This window comes from Flavobacterium solisilvae (genome assembly GCF_012911605.1).
Taxonomy (GTDB): domain Bacteria; phylum Bacteroidota; class Bacteroidia; order Flavobacteriales; family Flavobacteriaceae; genus Flavobacterium; species Flavobacterium solisilvae.
In genome coordinates this window covers 1-19,814 of record NZ_JAAMPT010000201.1, presented here as the reverse complement: position 1 = coordinate 19,814, position 19,814 = coordinate 1, and the positions used below count along the sequence as shown (strand labels likewise).

Genomic DNA, 19,814 nt, shown 5'->3' with positions numbered 1-19,814 from the left:
TAATTTTATGCTACAATTAAATGTAAAAAACGAAACCTCAAGATTAAGAGCAGTTGTATTAGGTTCAGCTTTAAATAATGGTCCAACACCAACTGCAGAAGAAGCTTATGATCCAAAATCTTTGGAACACATTCTCGCTGGAACTTATCCGATTGAAGCTGATATGGTAAACGAAATGGAAGCTTTCAATCAAGTATTTCAAAAATACGATGTAAAAGTTTTTCGACCAGATATGATTGAAAATTACAACCAAATTTTTACTCGCGATATTGGTTTTGTCATCGACGATGTTTTTGTAAAAGCCAATATTTTGCCTGATAGAGAACGAGAATTGGATGCCATTCAATATGTAATCGACCAAATAAATCCAGCAAAAGTCATTCGTCCGCCAGATGAAGTTCATATCGAAGGCGGCGATGTGATGCTTTGGAACGATTATATTTTCATTGGAACATATAAAGGTTCGGATTATAAAGATTACATCACAGCACGAACTAATATGCAAGGTGTTCAATATATTAAGGATTTGTTTCCAAATAAAATTGTGAAGGAATTTGACTTGGTAAAATCAAAATTGGAAGCTCGTGATAACGCATTGCATCTCGATTGTTGCTTTCAACCTGTTGGAAAAAACAAAGGAATAATCTATAAAAGCGGTTTCCGTGAAGAAGCCGATTATGTGTATTTAGTAAAACTTTTTGGAAAAGAAAATCTGTTTCACATTACGCGAGACGAAATGTATCACATGAATTCTAATGTGTTTTCTATTGATGAAAATGTAGTTGTTTCTGAGAAAAATTTCACCCGATTAAACAATTGGCTTCGCGAAAATGGATTTACAGTTGAAGAAATTCCATATGCCGAAATAGCCAAGCAAGAAGGATTACTTAGATGTTCAACTTTGCCGTTGATAAGAGATTAATTTCGTACTTAACTGAAATAATTACTATATTTGATTATCAAATTGATAGCTATGGAAACGACAATTTCAAAAAAAGAACTTATTGATTGGATTTCAAAATTAGAAGACAAGAAGATTCTTGAAGAACTTTCGGTAATTAAACGAAATGCAACTTTTAATTTTGAGGAAGAGTTTAAAAAAGGAATAACTGGTGAAGAATTAAAAAAAAGACTTTCAGAAAGACTTAGAGCTTTACCATGGAAAAAGTAAAAATCTTGTATAAACCTGAAGTCGAGGATTATTTCTTTGATTTGGTTTTGCTACTTTTTAGAGAAGATTACTTTTCTTATCTTGAAAATGCTGAATCGTATAAAAATAATATCATTGATTTTGTAGAAAATAGTATTACCACTTTTCCATCTCATAAAACACCCTTAAAATTAATAGATTTCGGTAGCAATTATATTTTTTATAAATCCAATTCACGAACAACTTGGTTTGTGTTTTTTGAAAAACATAAATCTAATTACTTAGTAACACATGTAATAAACAACCATTGCGAAGAAGCAAAATGGTTATAAATTAATTTCTAAATCCTATCAAATTAAGAGAAAATGAATCAAACAACAAACTCAATTCTAATGATTCGTCCGGTAGCGTTTAGAATGAACGAGCAAACGGCGGTAAACAATTATTACCAAAAAGTCCTTGACGGATTATCTCCTGAAACAGTAAACGAAAAAGCCCAACAAGAGTTTGATGCCTTTGTTGCCAAATTAAGAAAAGTTGGCGTGAATGTTATTGTCGTTGACGATACGCTTGAACCCAACACGCCAGACAGTATTTTTCCAAACAATTGGATTTCATTTCATGAAAATGGCGACGTAGTTTTATATCCAATGTTTGCCGAAAATCGTCGTGCCGAAAGAAGAGAAGACATTCTTGATATTTTGGAAGACGAAGGTTTTGTAATCAATGAAATCATGGATTATACTTTGGCAGAAGAAGATAACGTTTTCCTTGAAGGAACAGGAAGTTTGCTTCTCGACCGCGAAAACGGAAAAGCCTATTGTGCACTTTCTCCAAGAGCTGACGAAGAACTGATGATAGAATTTTGTGAAGATTTTGAATTTACACCAGTAATTTTCGAAGCTTTTCAAACGGTAAACGGCGAGCGAAAACTGATTTATCATACTAACGTAATGATGTGTCTTGGCGATACATTTGCCGTGATTTGTGCCGATTGTATCGATGACAAAAAAGAACGCAAAATGGTTCTTGATAGTCTTCGTGGCGATGACAAAGAAGTAATTCTTATTACCGAAGAACAAGTCAATAATTTTGCCGGAAATATGCTTGAAGTAAAAGGAAATGACGACAAACGATTTTTAGTCATGAGCGAATCGGCTTATAAAAGTTTAACCAAAAAGCAGATTGCCCAACTCGAAGCTCACGTTGAAATTATCCATTCCAGTTTAGATACCATCGAAGCTTGCGGTGGCGGAAGTGCGCGTTGCATGATGGCAGAAATTTTCCTTCCAAGAGAGTAAAAGATGAAAATTACGAATTAAAAATTACGAATTGAGTTTCTCATAATTCTTAATTTTTAATTCGTAATTGAATTTAGATTCCTCTAATAATACTCAAAATCGCACTAATAATATACTGAATTCCAATAGCAACCGTCAAGAAACCAACGATTCTAGAAATAGTAACAATTCCCGAAGCACCAAGATATTTCGCCAAATAGTGAGCACTTCTCAAAATCAGGAAAATTAACAGCGAAACGGTCAAAATGGATAATGAAGAAGCCAAAATATCGGTAGTTGAATTATGATCTTGATAAAAAGCAATCAATAACGAAATCGAACCTGGACCAGCCAACATCGGCATTGCCAGTGGCGTTAACGCAATCGAATTTCGGTTCAGCGAATCTTCTTCCACTTTTTTGCTAATACCTTTTCGTTTTTTCGGATTAGCATTTAATAAACCAAAACCCGAACTCGCAATCAAAATTCCACCAGCAATTCGAAGTGCCGAAATCGTAATCCCAAAAAATTTCAAAACATATTCACCAACAAAAAACGAAATAGTCAAAATAATACAAACATTTATCGCTGTCATTAGTGAAACTCTAGAACGTTCCGCTTTGTCATAATCCTGCGTCAAACCCACAAAAATAGGCACAGCACCAATCGGGTTCAATACCGAAAACAAAGCACCAAGCAGAACAAAAAATGTGTTTAAAAAGACTTCCATTTTTTCTAAAAATTTTTATTCTCTGCAAAGATAGGCAAACAATAAAAGGCAACGTTAAATAAAAAATAATATTCACTAATTTTGCAATATGAAAAACAAAAAAACACTCGTTCTCGGCGCCACAACAAAGCCCGATAGATATGCTTTCAAAGCCATAAATATGTTGGTTGACAAAGGACATTCCGTTTTGGCAATCGGTCAAAATGCAGGCGAAGTTGCCGGAATAAAAATCCACACAAAACAAATTCCACTAAAAAATATCGATACCATAACCTTGTATTTAAACCCAGTTCGTCAGCGCGAATATTACAATTACATCATCGAAACCAAACCCAAAAGAGTACTTTTCAATCCTGGAACCGAAAATCCAGAGTTTTACCAACTGCTGCAAAGCAACGGCATCAAAGTAGAGATCGCTTGCACGTTAGTTTTATTGACAACCAATCAGTATTAGGAGCGAATCTATTGGGCATTTCAACAAACCATTTTCCCGCTTTTCGTTACAATCTGTCATTGCGAGGAACGAAGCAATCTCATCAAACTTTAAGCTTCGCAATGACAGGATTTCCACTTCAATCGGGGCTAAAAGTTATCCATTGATAAACCTGTCAGGTTTAAATACGAAAGACTTTGCGGTTAAATTTTAAAACTTCATCTGACTTGTCGTTGGTTTACTAATCAATAACAAACCGATAAACGTAATCAGACCATTAATGATAATTAATTCGTTATCAATAATATAATTTCCAAAAAGCACCGCCGAATTTTTTGCCAAGAAAAAACAAACCAATGGAGAAATAATGCAAATAAACGGAACAAATTTATCGTGAACTGTTTTCGATTTCATAAACAAACCAAAAGCATATAATCCTAATAACGGACCATAAGTATAACTCGCCACTTTAAAAATCATAGTCACGACAGATTGGTCATTCAGTGAGTTGAAGATAACAATCACCAAAAACATCAACAAAGAAAAACCTAAATGAACCAAATGACGCGTTTTTACATTCTTAGGATTTGATGCATTTTCAACTTTATCCATATTCAGGAAATCTACACAAAACGAAGTCGTCAAAGCTGTCAAAGCACTATCTGTTGTGGCAAAAGTTGCAGCCGTTAATCCTAAAAGGAAAATAATTGCAGGGAAAACAGCCAAATGATTAAACGCAATTTCTGGAAAAAGATAATCCGTTCGTGCAACACCATTTACCATCGGAATTTCAATATTGTTTTTAGTCGCAAAAAGATAAAGCAACGCACCAACACTAAGAAAAAAGATGTTGATTATAACGAAAATTCCAGTAAAGGTGAACATGTTTTTTTGAGCTTCGCCTATGTTCTTACAGCTTAAATTCTTTTGCATCAAGTCTTGGTCAAGTCCAACCATAGCGATAGTAACAAAAATTCCTCCAAGGATTTGCTTCAAAACAAAATTGCCTTTTAAGTAATCTTCATAGAAGAAAATTTTAGAATAATTACTGTTTTTTACGGCTTCAAAAGCTTCAATTGCCGATAAATCTAAACTTTGGCAAATAAAAATTATCGTCAAAAAAACCGAAGAAACTAAGAAAAAAGTCTGTAAAGTATCCGTAATGATAATCGTTTTTAATCCGCCGCGATAGGTATAAGCAAAAATCAATCCGAGCGAAATTAAAACCGTTGCTGCAAACGGAACATTGAAAAAATCAAACACATAACGTTGCAAAACAATCACGACCAAATACAATCGGAAAGCCGAACCAATCGTTCTGCTAATCAAGAAAATAGAAGCGGCGGTTTTATAACTAACTGTGCCAAGTCGTTGTTCGATATAACCATAAATGGAAGTTAAATTCATCCGATAATATAGCGGAAGCAATACTTTGGCAATTATCAAAAATCCAATAGCGTTTCCTAAAACAAATTGAAAATAACTAAACTGACTTTCGGGTGAACCAACATTTCCTGGAACCGAAATAAAAGTAACGCCAGACAACGCTGTTCCAATCATTCCAAAAGCAACCAAATACCATTTGGAATTTTTATTGGCTTTAAAAAAAGTATCATTATCCGAACTTTTCTTGGAAACAATATTCGAAATAAGAATTAGAACTCCAAAATAAATAATGATAATAGCTAAAATAGTTCCTGCTGACATGTGAGAATTTTTGTTGTGCTAAAATAGAAATAAAACAGAATATAGAAGAAAGAAAATAGAGAATAGATAACTCTGCATTCTTTGTTCTATTTTCTTTTCTCTTTTTACACTATTTTTGTCGCATGGAATTTTCTTCAAAATTGTTAGAAAAAGCAGTCAACGAAATGGCGCAATTACCTGGAATTGGTAAACGAACAGCGCTTCGTCTAGTTTTACATTTATTAAAACAACCTGTGGAACAAACTCAGTTTTTGTCGCAAGCGTTAACCACGATGCGAGAAGAAATAAAGTTTTGTAAATCCTGTCATAATATTTCCGACGTTGAGGTTTGTGAAATTTGCAATAATTCGGCTCGAAACCATAAAATTATTTGTGTAGTTGAAGATGTTCGCGATGTTATGGCTATTGAAAACACGAATCAGTTCAAAGGAATTTATCATGTTTTGGGAGGAAAAATTTCTCCTATTGATGGCGTTGGTCCAAGTCAGTTGAATATTCATTCGCTAGTAGAAAAAGTAAAATCGGGACAAATTGAAGAATTAATTTTTGCGTTAAGTTCTACAATGGAAGGCGATACAACCAATTTTTATATCTACAAACAAATAAAAGATTGCGAAATAAAGACTTCAACAATCGCTCGCGGAATAGCCGTTGGTGATGAATTAGAATATGCTGATGAGGTTACTTTGGGACGAAGTATTTTACATCGAGTTCCGTTTGAAATTTCTCTCAATCGATAATGATTGAATAATAGTTTTTTACATTTTTATTATTAGATTTGAAAAACTATCTTTGTTGACAATTTTTACTCAATGATGAATAAATTTAACTTGTTTTTTGCGCTTTTAATCAGTGTTTTGTTTACTTCTTGTATTCCAACAAAAGATTTAATTTATCTTCAAGATAAGTCAAATGGCGAAACAGCAAATCAATCGGTAGAAGCAATTAATCAAAAACCTTATCGACTTCAAATCAGTGATGTTTTGGATGTTTCAATAAAATCTAAAAATCCAGAACTTACAGAAATGTTTAATGCCTCAAACCGCGTCAGTGGAGCAGTTAGTGAACAAGCAGTGTATATGAGTGGATATCATGTTGATGATCACGGTAATATTAGATTGCCAATTCTTGATGAGGTAAATGTATTGGGTAGAACAGTTGAAGAAGTTAGAAAATTGATTGAAGAACGTTTACTTCGAGATCATTTTACTACTGAGGCTGGAATTTTTGTAACAGTAAAATTAGCAGGTTTTAGATTTGTAACCAATGGAGAATTGGGAACAACAGGTACGAAAATTTTGTTTCAAGAAAAGGTAAATATTCTTGAAGCTGTTGCAAATTCAGGTGATATCAATCTTACAGGAGATAGAAAAGATGTAATTGTAATGAGAAAATTTCCCCATGGAACAGAAACATTTCACATTGATTTAACCGATGTTAATGCTATGAAATCTCCTGTTTATAATCTTCAACCGAACGATTACATTTATGTAAAACCGCTAAAGCAAAAAACTTGGGGAACAGGAAAAACAGGATTAGAATCGTTGTCAACTTTTATAACCCTACTTTCGTTAACCACTACCGTGTTTTTACTATTAAGAAATTAAATCAACTTAAATGTTAGACGTAAAAGATTTTTCTTTTTTTGAGAATAAAAACAGTTTTGATTTTAAAAGCTTTTTAATCAAGATTGTAGGTTATTGGAAATGGTTTCTAGTTTCATTAATTCTTTGTTTTATAGTTGCTTATCAAGTTAACGTTAGAAAGCAAAAAATATATGGTTTAGAAACAACAATAGCTATAAAAGAAGAAAACAATCAGTTGTTTTCATCCAATACAAGTTTGATTTTTAATTGGGGCGGAACATCGGATAAGGTGCAAGGAATTATGACAACTTTAAAGTCGCGTTCTCATAATGAATTCGTGGTTGATGAGTTAAATTTTTTTATTGATTACATCAAAAGAACTGATTATTATGATCGAGATGTTTATGGTCAAATTCCTTTTAAAATTGTACCTAATAAAAATGAATTTCAGTTACTAAATTTTTATATTTCGGTTACATTACTAGATCAAAATTATTATCAAATTAGTATTCCGTTTGAAACAAATTCGGCTAGTGTTATTCGATATTCTGATAATTCAATAGAACCAATAAAGGTTAAAGCTGAAACATTTTCTAAAAAATATAGAGTCGGAGAAATAGTTTCATTGCCGTATTTAAACTGGAAATTAGAATTAGATTCTAACGTTAAATTTAAAACAGGAGAAGAAATCTTGATTAAATTTAACTCTTTTGATGGTACTGTTAGTACATTCAAAACTATAAATGTTATTAACGACGAAAAAGCTGCCTCTATATTAAAAATTAAAATGGAAGGTACGAATAAAGCTAAACTCGTTGATTATCTTAATATGACAGTTGATGTTTTGAAAAAAAATCAATTAGATAGTAAAAATAAATTTGCCGAGAATACCATTAGTTTTATTGATCAAACATTGCTCGAGATGGAGCAGAAACTAAATACTTCGGGTAATGACTTGAAGAATTTTAGTAAAAAAAATAACGTACTTGATATTGAAGATAAAGGAGCAAACTTTAAAGAACAGTTTCTTACTTTGGATGTACAAAAAGACGAAATTGATAGAAAGATTGCCTATTTGAATTCGTTAAACGACTATTTGAATAAAAGTGTTGATTTTTCAAAACTGCCAGCGCCAACAGTTGTTGGAATAGCAGAGCCAAACATTGTAGGTAATGTTGCTAAAATTATCGAATTATCAGTAAAAAGAGCTGATATGAAATTATCTGTAAAAGGTGATTTATTTTATAAAGATATTGATAATCAAATAGGTTCGCTAAAAAAAGTTTTACTAGAGAATATAAGTTCTTTGAAAAGCACATATCAATATGATAATTTAAAAGTAAACGAAAAACTACGTAGACTTGAAAGCGAAATAACCATACTTCCTGAAAAACAATTAGAATACCTTAGTATTTCTAGAAAATATAATCTTAGCGATAACATTTACAATACATTTTTGCAAAAACGATTAGAAGCTTCGATTGTAAAAGCTGCAAATATGTCTGATATTCAATTTATTGATAAAGCAAAAGATGTTGGTGATGGTTTAATTGGTCCAAGAACAGGAATAAATTATATCATTGCTTTATTTGCCGGATTATTAATTCCGTTACTGATTATTTTTGTTCTGTTTTTGGTTAAAAATTCCATTCAAAATATAGATGATATATCGGCAATTACACAAATTCCAGTAATTGGAATAGTTGGAATAAAAGTAAACGAGTCCAATTTATCTGTTTTTGAAAGACCAAAATCAGCTTTGTCAGAATCGTTTAGAGCTATTCGTTCCTCGCTTCAATTTTTGTATAAAAAACAAAGCTTATCAGGTTCAAAAACCTTGATGCTGACTTCTTCTATTAGTGGTGAAGGAAAAACATTTTGTTCCATCAATATCGCAACCGTTTTTGCGTTGAGCGAAAAGAAAACAATAATTCTAGGATTGGATTTAAGAAAACCAAAGATTTTTGATGATTTCAATATAAAAAATGATATTGGAGCTGTGAATTATTTAATTGGTCAAAAAGGATTAGATGAAGTAATTCAAAAAACGCACATTCCTTATTTAGATGTAATTACTTCTGGACCAATTCCACCAAATCCTTCTGAATTGATTATGGGCGAATCAATGAAAGAAATGATGGATGAATTAAAGAAAAGATACGATTATATCATTCTTGATACGCCGCCAGTTGGATTGGTTTCTGATGCATTAGAATTGGCTCAATATAGTGATGTGACGCTGTATGTAGTTCGACAAAATTTTACCAAAAAAGAAATGTTAACATTGTTGAATAACAGAACAAAAAGAGGAGAATTGTCTAATATTAGCATTATTTTTAATGGTTATGAAAACAAAGCTAAATATGGTACAGGATATGGTTACGGCTATGGCTACGGTTATGGATATGGTTATTCTAATGGTTATCACGAAGAAGAAGAAGAAACAAAAGGAGTTATTGCTAGACTAAAAAATATATTGCATAAAAGAAAAAACAATGAGTAACAATAAATCAATATTAATTACTGGTGGCGCTGGATTTATTGGATCCAATTTGTGTGAATATTTTTTAGCAAAAGAATATAAGGTTGTTTGTTTAGATAATCTTTCAACGGGACATAAACATAATATTGAGCCTTTTTTTCAAAATGAAAATTTTCGATTTATTGAAGGCGATATTAGAGATTTTGCTACTTGTCAAGAAGCGGCTAAAGATATTGATTTTGTGTTGCATCAAGCCGCATTAGGTTCGGTGCCGCGATCCATTAAAGATCCAATTACTAGTAATGATGTAAACGTAAGCGGATTTTTAAACATGCTTACGGCTTCGCGCGATGCTGGGGTAAAACGATTTGTATATGCAGCAAGTTCTTCAACCTATGGCGACTCAGAGAGTTTGCCTAAAGTAGAAGATGTTATAGGGAAACCGCTTTCGCCTTATGCAGTGACAAAATATGTCAATGAATTATATGCCGATGTTTTTAGTAGAACTTATGGAATCGAGACAATTGGATTACGCTATTTTAACGTATATGGAAGAAGACAAGATCCAAATGGTGCTTATGCCGCAGTAATTCCTAAATTTGTACTTCAATTAATTGGTCATGAAAGTCCAGTAATAAACGGTGATGGAAATTATTCAAGAGATTTCACTTATATTGATAATGTAATTCAAATGAATGAATTGGCTATGCTAACTCAAAATCCAGAAGCGATAAATACGGTTTATAATACCGCTTTTGGTGATCGAAATACATTAAAAGATTTAGTAAATTATCTAAAACTATATTTATCTGAATTTGATGAAAAAATAAACGATGTTGCGGTAATTCACGGTCCAAATCGAGTGGGCGATATACCGCATTCATTGGCAAGTATAGAAAAAGCAAAACAATTATTAGGGTATCATCCTAAGTATTCGTTTCAAGATGGTTTGAAAGAAGCTGTGAAATGGTATTGGGAGAATTTAAAATAAAAAGAATGAAAATTACAAAAATTTGCTGTATCGGCGCAGGATATGTTGGTGGACCAACTATGGCAGTAATTGCTGAAAAATGTCCACACATAAAAGTAACCGTTGTTGATTTAAACGAAAAAAGAATAGCCGCTTGGAATGATGAAAATGTTGATAATATTCCGGTTTATGAACCAGGATTAGGCGAGATTGTAGGCAAAGCTAGAGGGAAAAACTTATTTTTTTCTACCGAAGTTGATAAGGCTATCGATGAAGCCGAATTGATATTTATTTCGGTAAATACGCCAACGAAAACGTATGGAACAGGAAAAGGAATGGCAGCTGATTTAAAGTATATCGAACTATGTGCTCGACAAATTGCGCGCGTTTCTAAAACCGACAAAATCATTGTAGAAAAATCGACATTGCCTGTTAGAACAGCCGAAGCTATCAAAAGTATTTTAGATAATACCGGAAATGGTGTCCAGTTTCAAATATTATCAAATCCAGAATTTTTAGCAGAAGGAACTGCGGTTGAAGATTTACTTAGTCCAGATCGCGTTTTGATTGGTGGCGAAACTTCTCCAGAAGGTCAAAAAGCTATTGAAGCTTTAGTCGATGTATATGCTAATTGGGTTCCAAGAGAGCGAATTTTAAAAACCAACGTTTGGTCATCAGAATTGTCAAAATTAACTGCGAATGCTTTCTTAGCTCAACGTGTTTCTTCCATCAATGCTATATCAGAATTGTGTGAAAAAACAGAAGCGAATGTAAGTGAAGTTGCCAAAGCGATTGGGATGGATAGCCGAATTGGTTCTAAATTCCTTAAAGCATCCGTTGGTTTTGGTGGTTCATGTTTCCAAAAAGATATATTGAATTTGGTATATATTTCAAAAGCATTTGGTTTAAACGAAGTAGCCGATTATTGGGAACAAGTAATCATAATGAATGACCATCAAAAAAGACGTTTTTCTAGAAATATTGTGCAAACATTGTACAATACTGTTTCGGGTAAAAAAATCACGTTTTTAGGTTGGGCTTTCAAAAAAGATACCAACGATACTAGAGAATCCGCTGCGATTTATGTAGCCGATGATTTGATTAACGAACAAGCCACTATTGGGTTGTTTGATCCAAAAGTTCCTTATCAACAAGTGTTGAGTGATTTGGATTATCTTGAAACTCGTTCTTCAGTAGAAAATCAAAAATACATCAAGTCGTTTGACAATCCGTATGAAGCGTGTAAAGATGCTCATGCCATAGCAATTCTAACCGAATGGGATGAATTTAAAGACTATGATTGGCAAAGAATTTATGATAACATGCAAAAGCCAGCATTTGTTTTTGATGGACGAAATTTATTGGATGCTGCAAAAATGAAAGAAATAGGGTTTGTTTATCAAGCCATTGGTTCTTAACAGATTAAAATTAAAATTTCACATGAACATTAAAATAGCAATTATTGGATTGGGTTATGTTGGATTGCCATTGGCACGACTTTTTGCTACCAAATATCCAGTAATAGGATTTGACATCAATCAAAGTAGAATAGCCGAACTTAATTCGGGGCAAGATGCCACATTGGAAGTGGAAGAAGATATTCTAAAAGCAGTTTTGACTTCTTCAATTCCCGTTGATAAAGGTTTGTTTTGCTCTTCAAATATTAATGATATAGCCGATTGTAATTATTATATTGTTACTGTTCCAACGCCAGTTGATAAAAACAATCGACCAGATTTAACTCCGTTGTACAAATCGAGTGAAACGGTTGGAAAGGTATTGAAAAAAGGCGATATTGTTATTTATGAATCTACCGTTTATCCTGGTGTTACTGAGGAAGAATGTATTCCTGTTTTGGAAAAAGTCAGCGGATTAAAATTCAATGTTGACTTTTTTGCAGGCTATTCTCCAGAGCGAATTAATCCGGGTGATAAAGAACATACCGTTGAAAAAATTCTAAAAGTAACTTCGGGTTCCACACCAGAAATTGGACAAAAAGTAAACGAATTATATAAAACAGTTATTACAGCTGGAACACATTTAGCACCTACGATTAAAGTAGCCGAAGCTGCCAAAGTGATTGAAAATTCACAGCGTGATATCAATATTGCGTTTGTAAATGAATTGGCAAAAATTTTCAATTTATTAGAAATAGATACCCATGCTGTTCTTGAAGCAGCAGGAACCAAATGGAACTTTTTGCCGTTTAAACCAGGATTGGTTGGCGGACATTGCATCGGTGTTGATCCCTATTATCTAGCGCAAAAAGCTCAAGAAAAAGGATATCATCCTGAAATCATTTTGGCTGGAAGACGTTTGAACGACAGTATGGGTGAATATGTTGCTTCGCAAGTGGTTAAACTAATGATTAAAAAAGGAATTGCTATCAACGGAGCTAATTTGTTAATGCTTGGAATCACTTTTAAAGAAAATTGTCCCGATGTTAGAAACACTAAAATTGTAGATGTAGTTCAGGCATTGACTGATTATGGTATTCAAGTAACTATTTTTGATCCATGGGCAAAACCAGAAGAGGTAAAACATGAATACAATTTAATTACTACCAATGAATTGCCTTCTGAAACATTTGATGCATTAGTTTTAGGTGTTGCACATAAAGAATTTACAACTATCGATTTTTCTAAAATGAAGAAAGAGAATGGAGTTTTATTTGACGTAAAAGGAATATTAAACGGAGTTGCAGATGGCAGATTATAATAAAAAAATAGTAATTACTGGCGGTGCAGGATTTATTGGTTCGCATGTTGTTCGATTGTTTGTGAACAAATATCCAAATTATCAAATTTTCAATCTTGATGCTTTGACCTATGCAGGAAATCTTGAAAATATTGCTGACATTGAAAATAATGAAAATTATCAATTTGTAAAAGGCGATATTACGGATGCCGATTTTATCAATGATTTGTTCCAAAAGCATCAGTTTGATGGTGTAATTCACCTAGCCGCAGAATCACATGTTGATCGTTCGATAACTGATCCATTGGCATTTGTGAAAACCAATGTTATCGGGACGATGAATTTGTTGAATGCCGCAAAATCTATTTGGGCAACTAATTACGAAGGGAAACGTTTTTATCATGTTTCTACCGATGAGGTTTATGGTTCGCTTGGCTCCACCGGTTTATTTACCGAAACTACACCATATGATCCCAATTCTCCTTATTCGGCATCAAAAGCGAGTTCTGATCATTTTGTTCGTGCTTATGGAGAAACTTATGGTTTGCCTTATGTTATCACTAATTGTTCTAATAATTATGGACCAAACCACTTTCCAGAAAAATTAATTCCATTATTTATAAATAATATTATTGAGAAAAAACCTTTGCCAGTTTATGGCGATGGAAAATATACTCGTGATTGGTTGTTTGTAAAAGATCACGCTGTTGCTATTGATTTGGTTTTCCATGAAGGGAAAAATCACGAAACCTATAATATTGGTGGTTTCAACGAATGGCAAAATATTGATTTGGTCAAATTGCTTTGCCAAAAAATGGATGAAAAACTTGGAAGAATAATTGGTGAATCAGAACAATTGATTACCTATGTAAAAGATAGACCAGGACACGATTTGCGTTATGCCATCGATGCAAGTAAAATAAATCGTGAATTAGGATGGAAACCTTCTGTTACTTTTGAAGAAGGTTTAGCGCAAACGATTGATTGGTATCTTGCCAACGAAACTTGGTTGAAAAACGTCACTTCGGGTGATTATCAACACTATTACGAAAAGCAGTATTCGTAGAAGTTATTTTGTCCAAATGATGGTTACTGTATTGTAACTTCGTTTTAGTTCGATTGATTTTCGTCGGTTGTTTTTTGAAAACCCGATATATAAAAAAAGGATGTGTAGCTGATTGTCTTTTGGTGTTTTTGTTTTTAAAATGCCATTTTCAACGGTTGTATCATCCTTTTTTAGTATAATTTCTTCACTGTATTCCGTTGTAAATGTGTTTTCGAGATAATTCCAATTAGCCAAAGCAATTGCTAGGTGAGCTTGTTCGGCGGTTTCTGGCCAATCGATATGTTTAGAGGGAATTAGTTGTTCAAAACGAAAAGTTGCTTCGTTTTCATCCCAATGCCAGTTGGCTTTTAAGACTTCATTCAACGGACGGAGTTTGTTTCCTTCAAAATTTAAAAAATAGGTTTTAGTTTCGGGTTGCAGCATGCCGTTTTCGAATGTTCTTTCGCCTTCTGGATTTATGGTGTCTTCTTTGATGATTTCGAGTAGTAGTTTGTTTGCTCTACCCGCAAAGCTTCCGTCTTTTGCTTTGTTGTAAAAATAATGTGCTATGGCTCTAAAACTTTGAGCTTTTTTTACGGCTTTGCCAAATTCTTTTCCGTGGTTTTTAACCTTAGTAAAAATAGGATTTGATAAGAACTCTTCGCTACTCACACCTGTTTTTCCTTTTGTTCGAACCCGGTTGGTGTTGTTCTCATCGATGTAGAAGTTGAGGTCGTCTAGTGTGCCTACTATTTTAAACGGAGCGATTACTTTTGCCATATTTTTAGGGTAAGGATTTTATATATTTGAGTTCATATTATTATTTAAAAAGCACTATCGAATGAATGTATAAAGATGAATTCTTGTAAAAATACAAAATATAAAGTTTGGTTTTTTGACTATTTTCTTCTTTTGTTTCATTGAAATTTAGTGTATTCTACTACGAAGTGTAAATGAGCTCAAAAGTTTCTTACTTACGTTATTTATCAACACGAAAACGTTTTCGAAGACTAGTTTTTAAAGTCTATTATATAATTGTTAAAATATTGTTTATTTTTATGCATTATTCGCTTTTTTAACCTTAAAAAAAATGATACTTTTTAATGTTAAATGTGAGTATTTTATTTAAATAAATTAAACAATAAATTTATGAAAAGAATTTTACTTTTTTTAGTTTTAGTCTCGTCTTTTTGTGGTTATTCGCAAACGACAGTCTATTGGAGGGCAGATGGACCGAGTGATGGAAGTTGGTTGTCGGGAAGTACTTGCGAACCATCAGGTGATGGTCAATGGTTTTAAAACAAACAGTTGGGGTGGATTTCGCCAAGCTCCAGATTGCTTTGATAGTCATGATGTGTATTTTAGTGGCAATGGTATTAATACCATGAAGTTGAATACTAGGGATTTTAATGTTAGAAGACTGTTTTTCACATCAAATGCGTCTAGTCAAAGAATTTTGAATGCAGATTCTAATTATAGATTGTTTTTAAATGCTAACAATGGAGTACCAAAAATTGAAAATAATTCAGGAACAAGACATGTCTTTAATGCTCCAATAACATTAAATGCTGGGGCTGAGCTTAATCCTGTTGATGGAGATTTAGATTTTGATTTCATTGATAATAATTCTAATTCAATAGATGTTTATGGTGATAATGGTAAGGTAATCCGTTTTTTAAATGTTATATCGGGAAGTGGTGCTTTACGAATTAAGCAATACAGTATTGCTAAGTTAAGTGCTTTGAATACTTATACTGGTAATACCGAAATTGATGAAGGAGAATTGTGGATTGAAAACGGAGGTGATATTGCTTCAGGAAGTGCCATTTATTTAGGTAATGGTGGACAGTTAGGTAATTTTACTAAGTTTTTCTTATCTAAAAGTGATGGAGGAACTAATTTTACTAGAACTATCAATGTTAATCCAGGTAATGCAAATACTAGATACATTGGCGGTTTAAATGCTTCGGGTACTAATACGTTCTCGGGTAATATTGTTAGAAACTCAAATCAACCTTTGAATATAGAAGTAGTTAATGCTGGTGGAAATGTAACTTTTTCTGGTGTTATAAACGGAAGTGGAACCGTTACAAAAGTAGGGAATGGTACCGCTACCTTTACAGGAAACAATACCTATACAGGAGCAACAGTAGTTACTGGTGGAACTTTGATTGTTCAAAAATCAGGTTATGCTGCAACTATTACTACATCTGGCATTGCTGTAGCCTTTAGCTCGGTGCCAACAAGAGGAACTTATACTGTTTTACCTGGAGCATTGAGTAGTAGTGCTACACTTTCTACTTCGGGTTTAGGTTTTGGTCAAACCGCTTCTTTTAATGCTTCAACTGGTGTATTGACTGTGTTTGATGCTCCAACTGTTTCATTAGTTAGTAATGATGTAGATAATTCTTTTTGTGCAGGAACAAGTGTTACTTTTACAGCTACAGCCAATCAAGTTGGAGGTGGAACTGTGAATTATGATTTTAAAGTGGCTGGAAGTAGTGTGCAATCGGGTGCTTCGTCAACCTATACGACTACAAGTTTGACTAATGGTCAAGCTGTAACAGTTGAAATTACTGTTACTGGTGGAACTTATTTATCAAGTACTACAGCGACCAGTAATTCTATTGTAAACACGGTAATTACCCCTCAACTTTGGTATTTAGATGCCGATGGCGATGGTTTTGGATCGGGCGAAGCAGTTTTAGCATGTGAAAATCCTTCTACAGCAGAGATTGCCTATGTAAGTAATGCTGATGACTGTGATGATTTCAATCAAAATGTATATCCAGGTGCGCCAGCAATTTGCTATAATAATATCATTGAAGATTGTAATGGAGGAACCATTTATACAGGTTGTCCGGTATTACCAGTGTCGATTACATCACCATCTTGTGGAAGTATTTTAAATTACAGAAATGCACCAATTAGTTGCAATGCGGTAAGCGTTGAAGGGCATACAGTTCAATATCGATTTAGAATTTCTCAGGTTGGAGGAAGTCTTTCAGGATTTGTAACGAATTCTACACCATATTTTACGTTATTACAACTAGGTTCATGGGCTCATTTGTATGGAGTTACTTATGATGTTTATGTTTCATTAGTGATTGATGGAGAGCAACAGGGTGAAAGTTCTGCATGTAGAATAACTACACCACCCGTTCCTGTTTTGGGTCAAAGTTTAATAAATTGTACTACAATATTAACTGCAGCAACGACACCAGTTTATTCTCCATCGGTTCCTGGTGCGGTAGCGTATCAGTTTAGAGTTAGTTTGGGTTCGGAGAATTATGAATTTGAGAGTTCGACAAATTATTTTAGATTGACGGATCATTTTCCGACCTGGAATTATGATACGACTTATACTGTTGAGGTAAGAACTCGTCAGTTTGGAGAAGTATTTCCTTCAGGTGATGAGGGATATGGTATCCCTTGTACTCTAACTACTCCGTCGGTTCCTGTAGCTACTCAAAGTTTAACGAATTGTGCTACTTTATTAACAGCTGCTTCGTCACCGGTTTATTCACCGTCAGTATATGGAGCTACTAGTTATGAGTTTCAGATTAGTAGTAGTGAAGGTGTATATATTGGAACTATTTCTAGTTTGACTACTAATTTTAGATTAACGACAGGATTACCAGATGTTTGGAATTACAGCAGAGAATATCAGGTAAGAATGCGAGCAATTCGAAATGGTAAAGTGGGAGAATGGAGTTCGATATGTACAGTAAGTACACCAGCAATGCCAACACCAGCACAAGCTTTGGCAAATTGTGCAACAGTAATGACTTCGTCATCAACTATTTTGTATACACCAACAGTTTTTGGAGCTACAGATTATGAGTATAGTGTATCAGGTTTTCCAGAGAATATAACAAAACAAGTTAATTATTTACGATTAAGTGATTTACCAGGATGGATTGCTGGAACGACTTATAATGTTACTGTAAAAGCATTTAGAAATGGAGTAGAAAGCGGAACGAGTACATCGTGTACGTTTACCACACCAGGAACAGCACCAGTTGCACCAGTAGCAAGAATTGCACAAGTACCATTTGCAGTAAAGGCGTATCCAAACCCATACAGCAATGCATTCCAATTGGATGTTACGTCAACGGACAAAACAGCGTCAATAGATGTAAAAGTATTTGATATGTTGGGAAGAATGGTAGATAGCAAAAACACAACTGCAGGCGATTTAGAAACCGCAACGATTGGTTCCGATTATCCAAGTGGTGTTTATAATGTAATTGTAACACAAGGCGAGCAGACGAAAGTAGTTCGTGTAGTGAAACGATAATTTTTTAAGTGAAGAGTGAGAAGTAATTAGTGAAAAGCTATTACTGTTTAAATTAACTCCGATGAAGTTTATACTTTGTCGGAGTTTTTTTGTAGCACTATGTTTCACGAAGTTTTTTCACAAAGTTGCGCTGGGTTTCAAGTTTCGGGTTTCGGGTTTCGGGTTGAAGGTTTCAAGTTTGGAGATTTTGGTAGCACAATGTTTCACGAAGTTTTTTCACAAAGTTGCGCTGGGTTTCGGGTTGAAGGTTTCGGGTTTCGGGTTTCGGGTTGAAGGTTTCAAGTTTGGAGATTTTGGTAGCACAATGTTTCACGAAGTTTTAGCACTAAGTTGAGCAAAGGGTTTCAGGTTTCAAAATTGAGGTTTTCGTGCTTCGGGTTGAAGGTTTTGAGATTCTTCACTTCGCTGCGCTGCGTTCAGAATGACAAGTTTGTGGGGAGTTTCAGGTTTCAAGTTTGAGGTTGAAATTGAATTTTGAAGTTGAGGTTGAAGTTGAGGTTGAGGTTGAGGTTGAAGTTGAGGTTGAAGTTGTGGTTGAAGTTGTGGTTGAAGTTGTGGTTGAAGTTGTGGTTGAAGTTGAAATTTGTTTTTGAATTGATTAAGGCTAATTTCCTATCTTTGGTGCAAATTGTTTTATATGCCATGGTATGCTTTATATACTGAACCTAGACACGAGAAAAAAGTGTCGGAACGACTTGAAAAATTAGGTGTAGAAGTATATTGTCCATTGGTTACTCAAATCAAACAATGGTCGGATCGAAAAAAAAAAGTGGAAGTTCCATTATTGCCATCCTATGTTTTTGTGAATGTGGAAGAAGCACAGCGCGATATTGTTTTTCAGGTTAGCGGCGTGGTTCGTTATTTGTATTGGCTTGGGAAACCTGCTGTTGTTCGAAACGCTGAAATTGTGAGTTTGCAAAAATGGCTTCATGATACGGTAGTAACTTCGTTTGAAGTAACTGGAATTGAAGTAGGTTCTGTTTATACTATTGAAACTGGACCGTTTTCGGGTTTGGAAGGCACAGTTTCTAAAGTGGATAAAAACCAAATGGAGATTATTTTAGAGCAATTAGGATTTAAGGTGATCCTGAAGAAGTAGTGTTGTTTTACACGAATTTTATTTATTTACTCGCTTTGCTCGTTGTTTTTTGCCACTGATTGTACAGATTTTACGGATTTTCTCGCTTTGCTCGTTTCTTTTTGTACCATGTAGAGAGTTAAGAGTAGTTAAGTTTGTGGTGTTGAAACAAATTTTACGAATTGGCACGAAATGGTTTGGTTGATTTCATGGATGTATTCGCTTTGCTCGTTGGTTTTTGCCACGGATTGTACAGATTTTACGGATTTACTCGCTTTGCTCGTTTCTTTTTGAACCATGTAGAGAGTTAAGAGTAGTTAAGTTTGTGATGTTGACACAAATTTTACGAATTGGCA

At 33.9% G+C, this 19,814-nt stretch carries 20 protein-coding genes; 16 read left to right on the top strand and 4 right to left on the bottom strand.

Translation table 11 applies throughout. The features are described from left to right. The first annotated feature begins 7 nt into the window (after nucleotides 1-7). From G6042_RS04370 to ctlX, 4 genes are read left to right on the top strand one after another with little or no spacing between them, the layout of a single operon-like run. On the top strand, nucleotides 8-922 hold the full coding sequence (locus G6042_RS04370) for a dimethylarginine dimethylaminohydrolase family protein (protein ID WP_169523097.1): 915 nt from the start codon (nucleotides 8-10) through the stop codon (nucleotides 920-922). Between the two features lie 51 nt (nucleotides 923-973). Next, nucleotides 974-1,171, top strand: coding sequence for a hypothetical protein (locus G6042_RS04365; RefSeq protein WP_169523096.1), 198 nt, complete (start codon nucleotides 974-976; stop codon nucleotides 1,169-1,171). Next, nucleotides 1,159-1,482 (top strand): hypothetical protein, encoded by a 324-nt coding sequence (locus tag G6042_RS04360; protein ID WP_169523095.1) that lies wholly within the window; start codon nucleotides 1,159-1,161, stop codon nucleotides 1,480-1,482. The genes G6042_RS04365 and G6042_RS04360 overlap by 13 nt, the downstream gene beginning before the upstream one ends. Before the next feature lie 33 nt (nucleotides 1,483-1,515). Continuing rightward, nucleotides 1,516-2,451 carry a citrulline utilization hydrolase CtlX gene (ctlX, locus tag G6042_RS04355; protein WP_169523094.1) on the top strand — a complete coding sequence of 312 codons (936 nt, stop codon included), beginning with the start codon at nucleotides 1,516-1,518 and terminating at the stop codon, nucleotides 2,449-2,451. Nucleotides 2,452-2,524: 73 nt separating this feature from the next. Here ctlX and G6042_RS04350 read toward each other — a convergent pair whose 3' ends face one another. Then, on the bottom strand, nucleotides 2,525-3,160 hold the full coding sequence (locus tag G6042_RS04350) for a MarC family NAAT transporter (protein WP_169523093.1): 636 nt from the start codon (nucleotides 3,158-3,160) through the stop codon (nucleotides 2,525-2,527). Nucleotides 3,161-3,248: 88 nt separating this feature from the next. Here G6042_RS04350 and G6042_RS04345 point away from each other — a divergent pair, with 88 nt between their 5' ends. Then, nucleotides 3,249-3,614, top strand: coding sequence for a CoA-binding protein (locus G6042_RS04345; protein ID WP_169523092.1), 366 nt, complete (start codon nucleotides 3,249-3,251; stop codon nucleotides 3,612-3,614). Between the two features lie 189 nt (nucleotides 3,615-3,803). Here G6042_RS04345 and G6042_RS04340 read toward each other — a convergent pair whose 3' ends face one another. Then, nucleotides 3,804-5,300, bottom strand: a complete 1,497-nt coding sequence (locus G6042_RS04340) for a sodium:solute symporter (protein ID WP_169523091.1) — start codon at nucleotides 5,298-5,300, stop codon at nucleotides 3,804-3,806. A gap of 122 nt (nucleotides 5,301-5,422) precedes the next feature. Here G6042_RS04340 and recR point away from each other — a divergent pair, with 122 nt between their 5' ends. From recR to rfbB, 7 genes are all read left to right on the top strand, one after another. Then, a complete protein-coding gene (recR, locus tag G6042_RS04335) occupies nucleotides 5,423-6,040 on the top strand; it encodes a recombination mediator RecR (RefSeq protein ID WP_169523090.1) in 618 nt (205 codons plus the stop codon). Between the two features lie 72 nt (nucleotides 6,041-6,112). Further along, entirely contained in the window at nucleotides 6,113-6,907 is a 795-nt protein-coding gene (locus G6042_RS04330; protein WP_317168039.1) for a polysaccharide biosynthesis/export family protein, read from the top strand. A gap of 10 nt (nucleotides 6,908-6,917) precedes the next feature. Then, nucleotides 6,918-9,389: an exopolysaccharide transport family protein gene (locus tag G6042_RS04325; protein WP_169523089.1), complete on the top strand. Its 2,472-nt coding sequence runs from the start codon at nucleotides 6,918-6,920 to the stop codon at nucleotides 9,387-9,389. After that, complete coding sequence (locus tag G6042_RS04320) at nucleotides 9,382-10,359, top strand: SDR family oxidoreductase (RefSeq protein ID WP_169523088.1); 978 nt, start codon at nucleotides 9,382-9,384, stop codon at nucleotides 10,357-10,359. The genes G6042_RS04325 and G6042_RS04320 overlap by 8 nt, the downstream gene beginning before the upstream one ends. A 5-nt stretch (nucleotides 10,360-10,364) precedes the next feature. Beyond that, nucleotides 10,365-11,756 carry a UDP-glucose 6-dehydrogenase gene (locus tag G6042_RS04315; RefSeq protein WP_169523087.1) on the top strand — a complete coding sequence of 464 codons (1,392 nt, stop codon included), beginning with the start codon at nucleotides 10,365-10,367 and terminating at the stop codon, nucleotides 11,754-11,756. Nucleotides 11,757-11,778: 22 nt separating this feature from the next. After that, complete coding sequence (locus G6042_RS04310) at nucleotides 11,779-13,056, top strand: nucleotide sugar dehydrogenase (RefSeq protein ID WP_169523086.1); 1,278 nt, start codon at nucleotides 11,779-11,781, stop codon at nucleotides 13,054-13,056. Next, complete coding sequence (gene rfbB, locus G6042_RS04305; RefSeq protein ID WP_169523085.1) at nucleotides 13,043-14,101, top strand: dTDP-glucose 4,6-dehydratase; 1,059 nt, start codon at nucleotides 13,043-13,045, stop codon at nucleotides 14,099-14,101. The genes G6042_RS04310 and rfbB overlap by 14 nt, the downstream gene beginning before the upstream one ends. Nucleotides 14,102-14,104: 3 nt before the next feature. Here rfbB and G6042_RS04300 read toward each other — a convergent pair whose 3' ends face one another. After that, nucleotides 14,105-14,860: a hypothetical protein gene (locus G6042_RS04300; RefSeq protein WP_169523084.1), complete on the bottom strand. Its 756-nt coding sequence runs from the start codon at nucleotides 14,858-14,860 to the stop codon at nucleotides 14,105-14,107. Nucleotides 14,861-15,229: 369 nt separating this feature from the next. Between G6042_RS04300 and G6042_RS04295 the strand changes: the two genes are divergently transcribed. The 4 genes from G6042_RS04295 to G6042_RS04285 all read left to right on the top strand — a co-directional run bounded on the left by G6042_RS04295 (nucleotide 15,230) and on the right by G6042_RS04285 (nucleotide 19,479). Beyond that, nucleotides 15,230-15,379: a hypothetical protein gene (locus G6042_RS04295; RefSeq protein WP_169523083.1), complete on the top strand. Its 150-nt coding sequence runs from the start codon at nucleotides 15,230-15,232 to the stop codon at nucleotides 15,377-15,379. Beyond that, nucleotides 15,363-18,380 carry a T9SS type A sorting domain-containing protein gene (locus G6042_RS04290; protein WP_169523082.1) on the top strand — a complete coding sequence of 1,006 codons (3,018 nt, stop codon included), beginning with the start codon at nucleotides 15,363-15,365 and terminating at the stop codon, nucleotides 18,378-18,380. The genes G6042_RS04295 and G6042_RS04290 overlap by 17 nt, the downstream gene beginning before the upstream one ends. 467 nt (nucleotides 18,381-18,847) lie before the next feature. Beyond that, nucleotides 18,848-18,973, top strand: coding sequence for a hypothetical protein (locus G6042_RS14425; protein WP_262887305.1), 126 nt, complete (start codon nucleotides 18,848-18,850; stop codon nucleotides 18,971-18,973). Between the two features lie 44 nt (nucleotides 18,974-19,017). After that, nucleotides 19,018-19,479: a UpxY family transcription antiterminator gene (locus tag G6042_RS04285; protein WP_169523081.1), complete on the top strand. Its 462-nt coding sequence runs from the start codon at nucleotides 19,018-19,020 to the stop codon at nucleotides 19,477-19,479. Nucleotides 19,480-19,607: 128 nt separating this feature from the next. On the opposite strand, the gene G6042_RS04280 is transcribed toward G6042_RS04285, so the two are convergent. After that, nucleotides 19,608-19,757: a hypothetical protein gene (locus G6042_RS04280; protein WP_169523080.1), complete on the bottom strand. Its 150-nt coding sequence runs from the start codon at nucleotides 19,755-19,757 to the stop codon at nucleotides 19,608-19,610. Nucleotides 19,758-19,814 lie beyond the last annotated feature (57 nt).

What these genes read in the sequence shown, in the direction of transcription:
- G6042_RS04370 (WP_169523097.1), top strand. Translation starts at nt 8, where the DNA reads ATGCTACAATTAAATGTAAAAAACGAAACCTCAAGATTAAGAGCAGTT.
- G6042_RS04365 (WP_169523096.1), top strand. Translation starts at nt 974, where the DNA reads ATGGAAACGACAATTTCAAAAAAAGAACTTATTGATTGGATTTCAAAA.
- G6042_RS04360 (WP_169523095.1), top strand. Translation starts at nt 1,159, where the DNA reads ATGGAAAAAGTAAAAATCTTGTATAAACCTGAAGTCGAGGATTATTTC.
- ctlX (WP_169523094.1), top strand. Translation starts at nt 1,516, where the DNA reads ATGAATCAAACAACAAACTCAATTCTAATGATTCGTCCGGTAGCGTTT.
- G6042_RS04350 (WP_169523093.1), bottom strand. Translation starts at nt 3,160, where the DNA reads ATGGAAGTCTTTTTAAACACATTTTTTGTTCTGCTTGGTGCTTTGTTT.
- G6042_RS04345 (WP_169523092.1), top strand. Translation starts at nt 3,249, where the DNA reads ATGAAAAACAAAAAAACACTCGTTCTCGGCGCCACAACAAAGCCCGAT.
- G6042_RS04340 (WP_169523091.1), bottom strand. Translation starts at nt 5,300, where the DNA reads ATGTCAGCAGGAACTATTTTAGCTATTATCATTATTTATTTTGGAGTT.
- recR (WP_169523090.1), top strand. Translation starts at nt 5,423, where the DNA reads ATGGAATTTTCTTCAAAATTGTTAGAAAAAGCAGTCAACGAAATGGCG.
- G6042_RS04330 (WP_317168039.1), top strand. Translation starts at nt 6,113, where the DNA reads ATGATGAATAAATTTAACTTGTTTTTTGCGCTTTTAATCAGTGTTTTG.
- G6042_RS04325 (WP_169523089.1), top strand. Translation starts at nt 6,918, where the DNA reads ATGTTAGACGTAAAAGATTTTTCTTTTTTTGAGAATAAAAACAGTTTT.
- G6042_RS04320 (WP_169523088.1), top strand. Translation starts at nt 9,382, where the DNA reads ATGAGTAACAATAAATCAATATTAATTACTGGTGGCGCTGGATTTATT.
- G6042_RS04315 (WP_169523087.1), top strand. Translation starts at nt 10,365, where the DNA reads ATGAAAATTACAAAAATTTGCTGTATCGGCGCAGGATATGTTGGTGGA.
- G6042_RS04310 (WP_169523086.1), top strand. Translation starts at nt 11,779, where the DNA reads ATGAACATTAAAATAGCAATTATTGGATTGGGTTATGTTGGATTGCCA.
- rfbB (WP_169523085.1), top strand. Translation starts at nt 13,043, where the DNA reads ATGGCAGATTATAATAAAAAAATAGTAATTACTGGCGGTGCAGGATTT.
- G6042_RS04300 (WP_169523084.1), bottom strand. Translation starts at nt 14,860, where the DNA reads ATGGCAAAAGTAATCGCTCCGTTTAAAATAGTAGGCACACTAGACGAC.
- G6042_RS04295 (WP_169523083.1), top strand. Translation starts at nt 15,230, where the DNA reads ATGAAAAGAATTTTACTTTTTTTAGTTTTAGTCTCGTCTTTTTGTGGT.
- G6042_RS04290 (WP_169523082.1), top strand. Translation starts at nt 15,363, where the DNA reads ATGGTCAATGGTTTTAAAACAAACAGTTGGGGTGGATTTCGCCAAGCT.
- G6042_RS04285 (WP_169523081.1), top strand. Translation starts at nt 19,018, where the DNA reads ATGCCATGGTATGCTTTATATACTGAACCTAGACACGAGAAAAAAGTG.
- G6042_RS04280 (WP_169523080.1), bottom strand. Translation starts at nt 19,757, where the DNA reads ATGGTTCAAAAAGAAACGAGCAAAGCGAGTAAATCCGTAAAATCTGTA.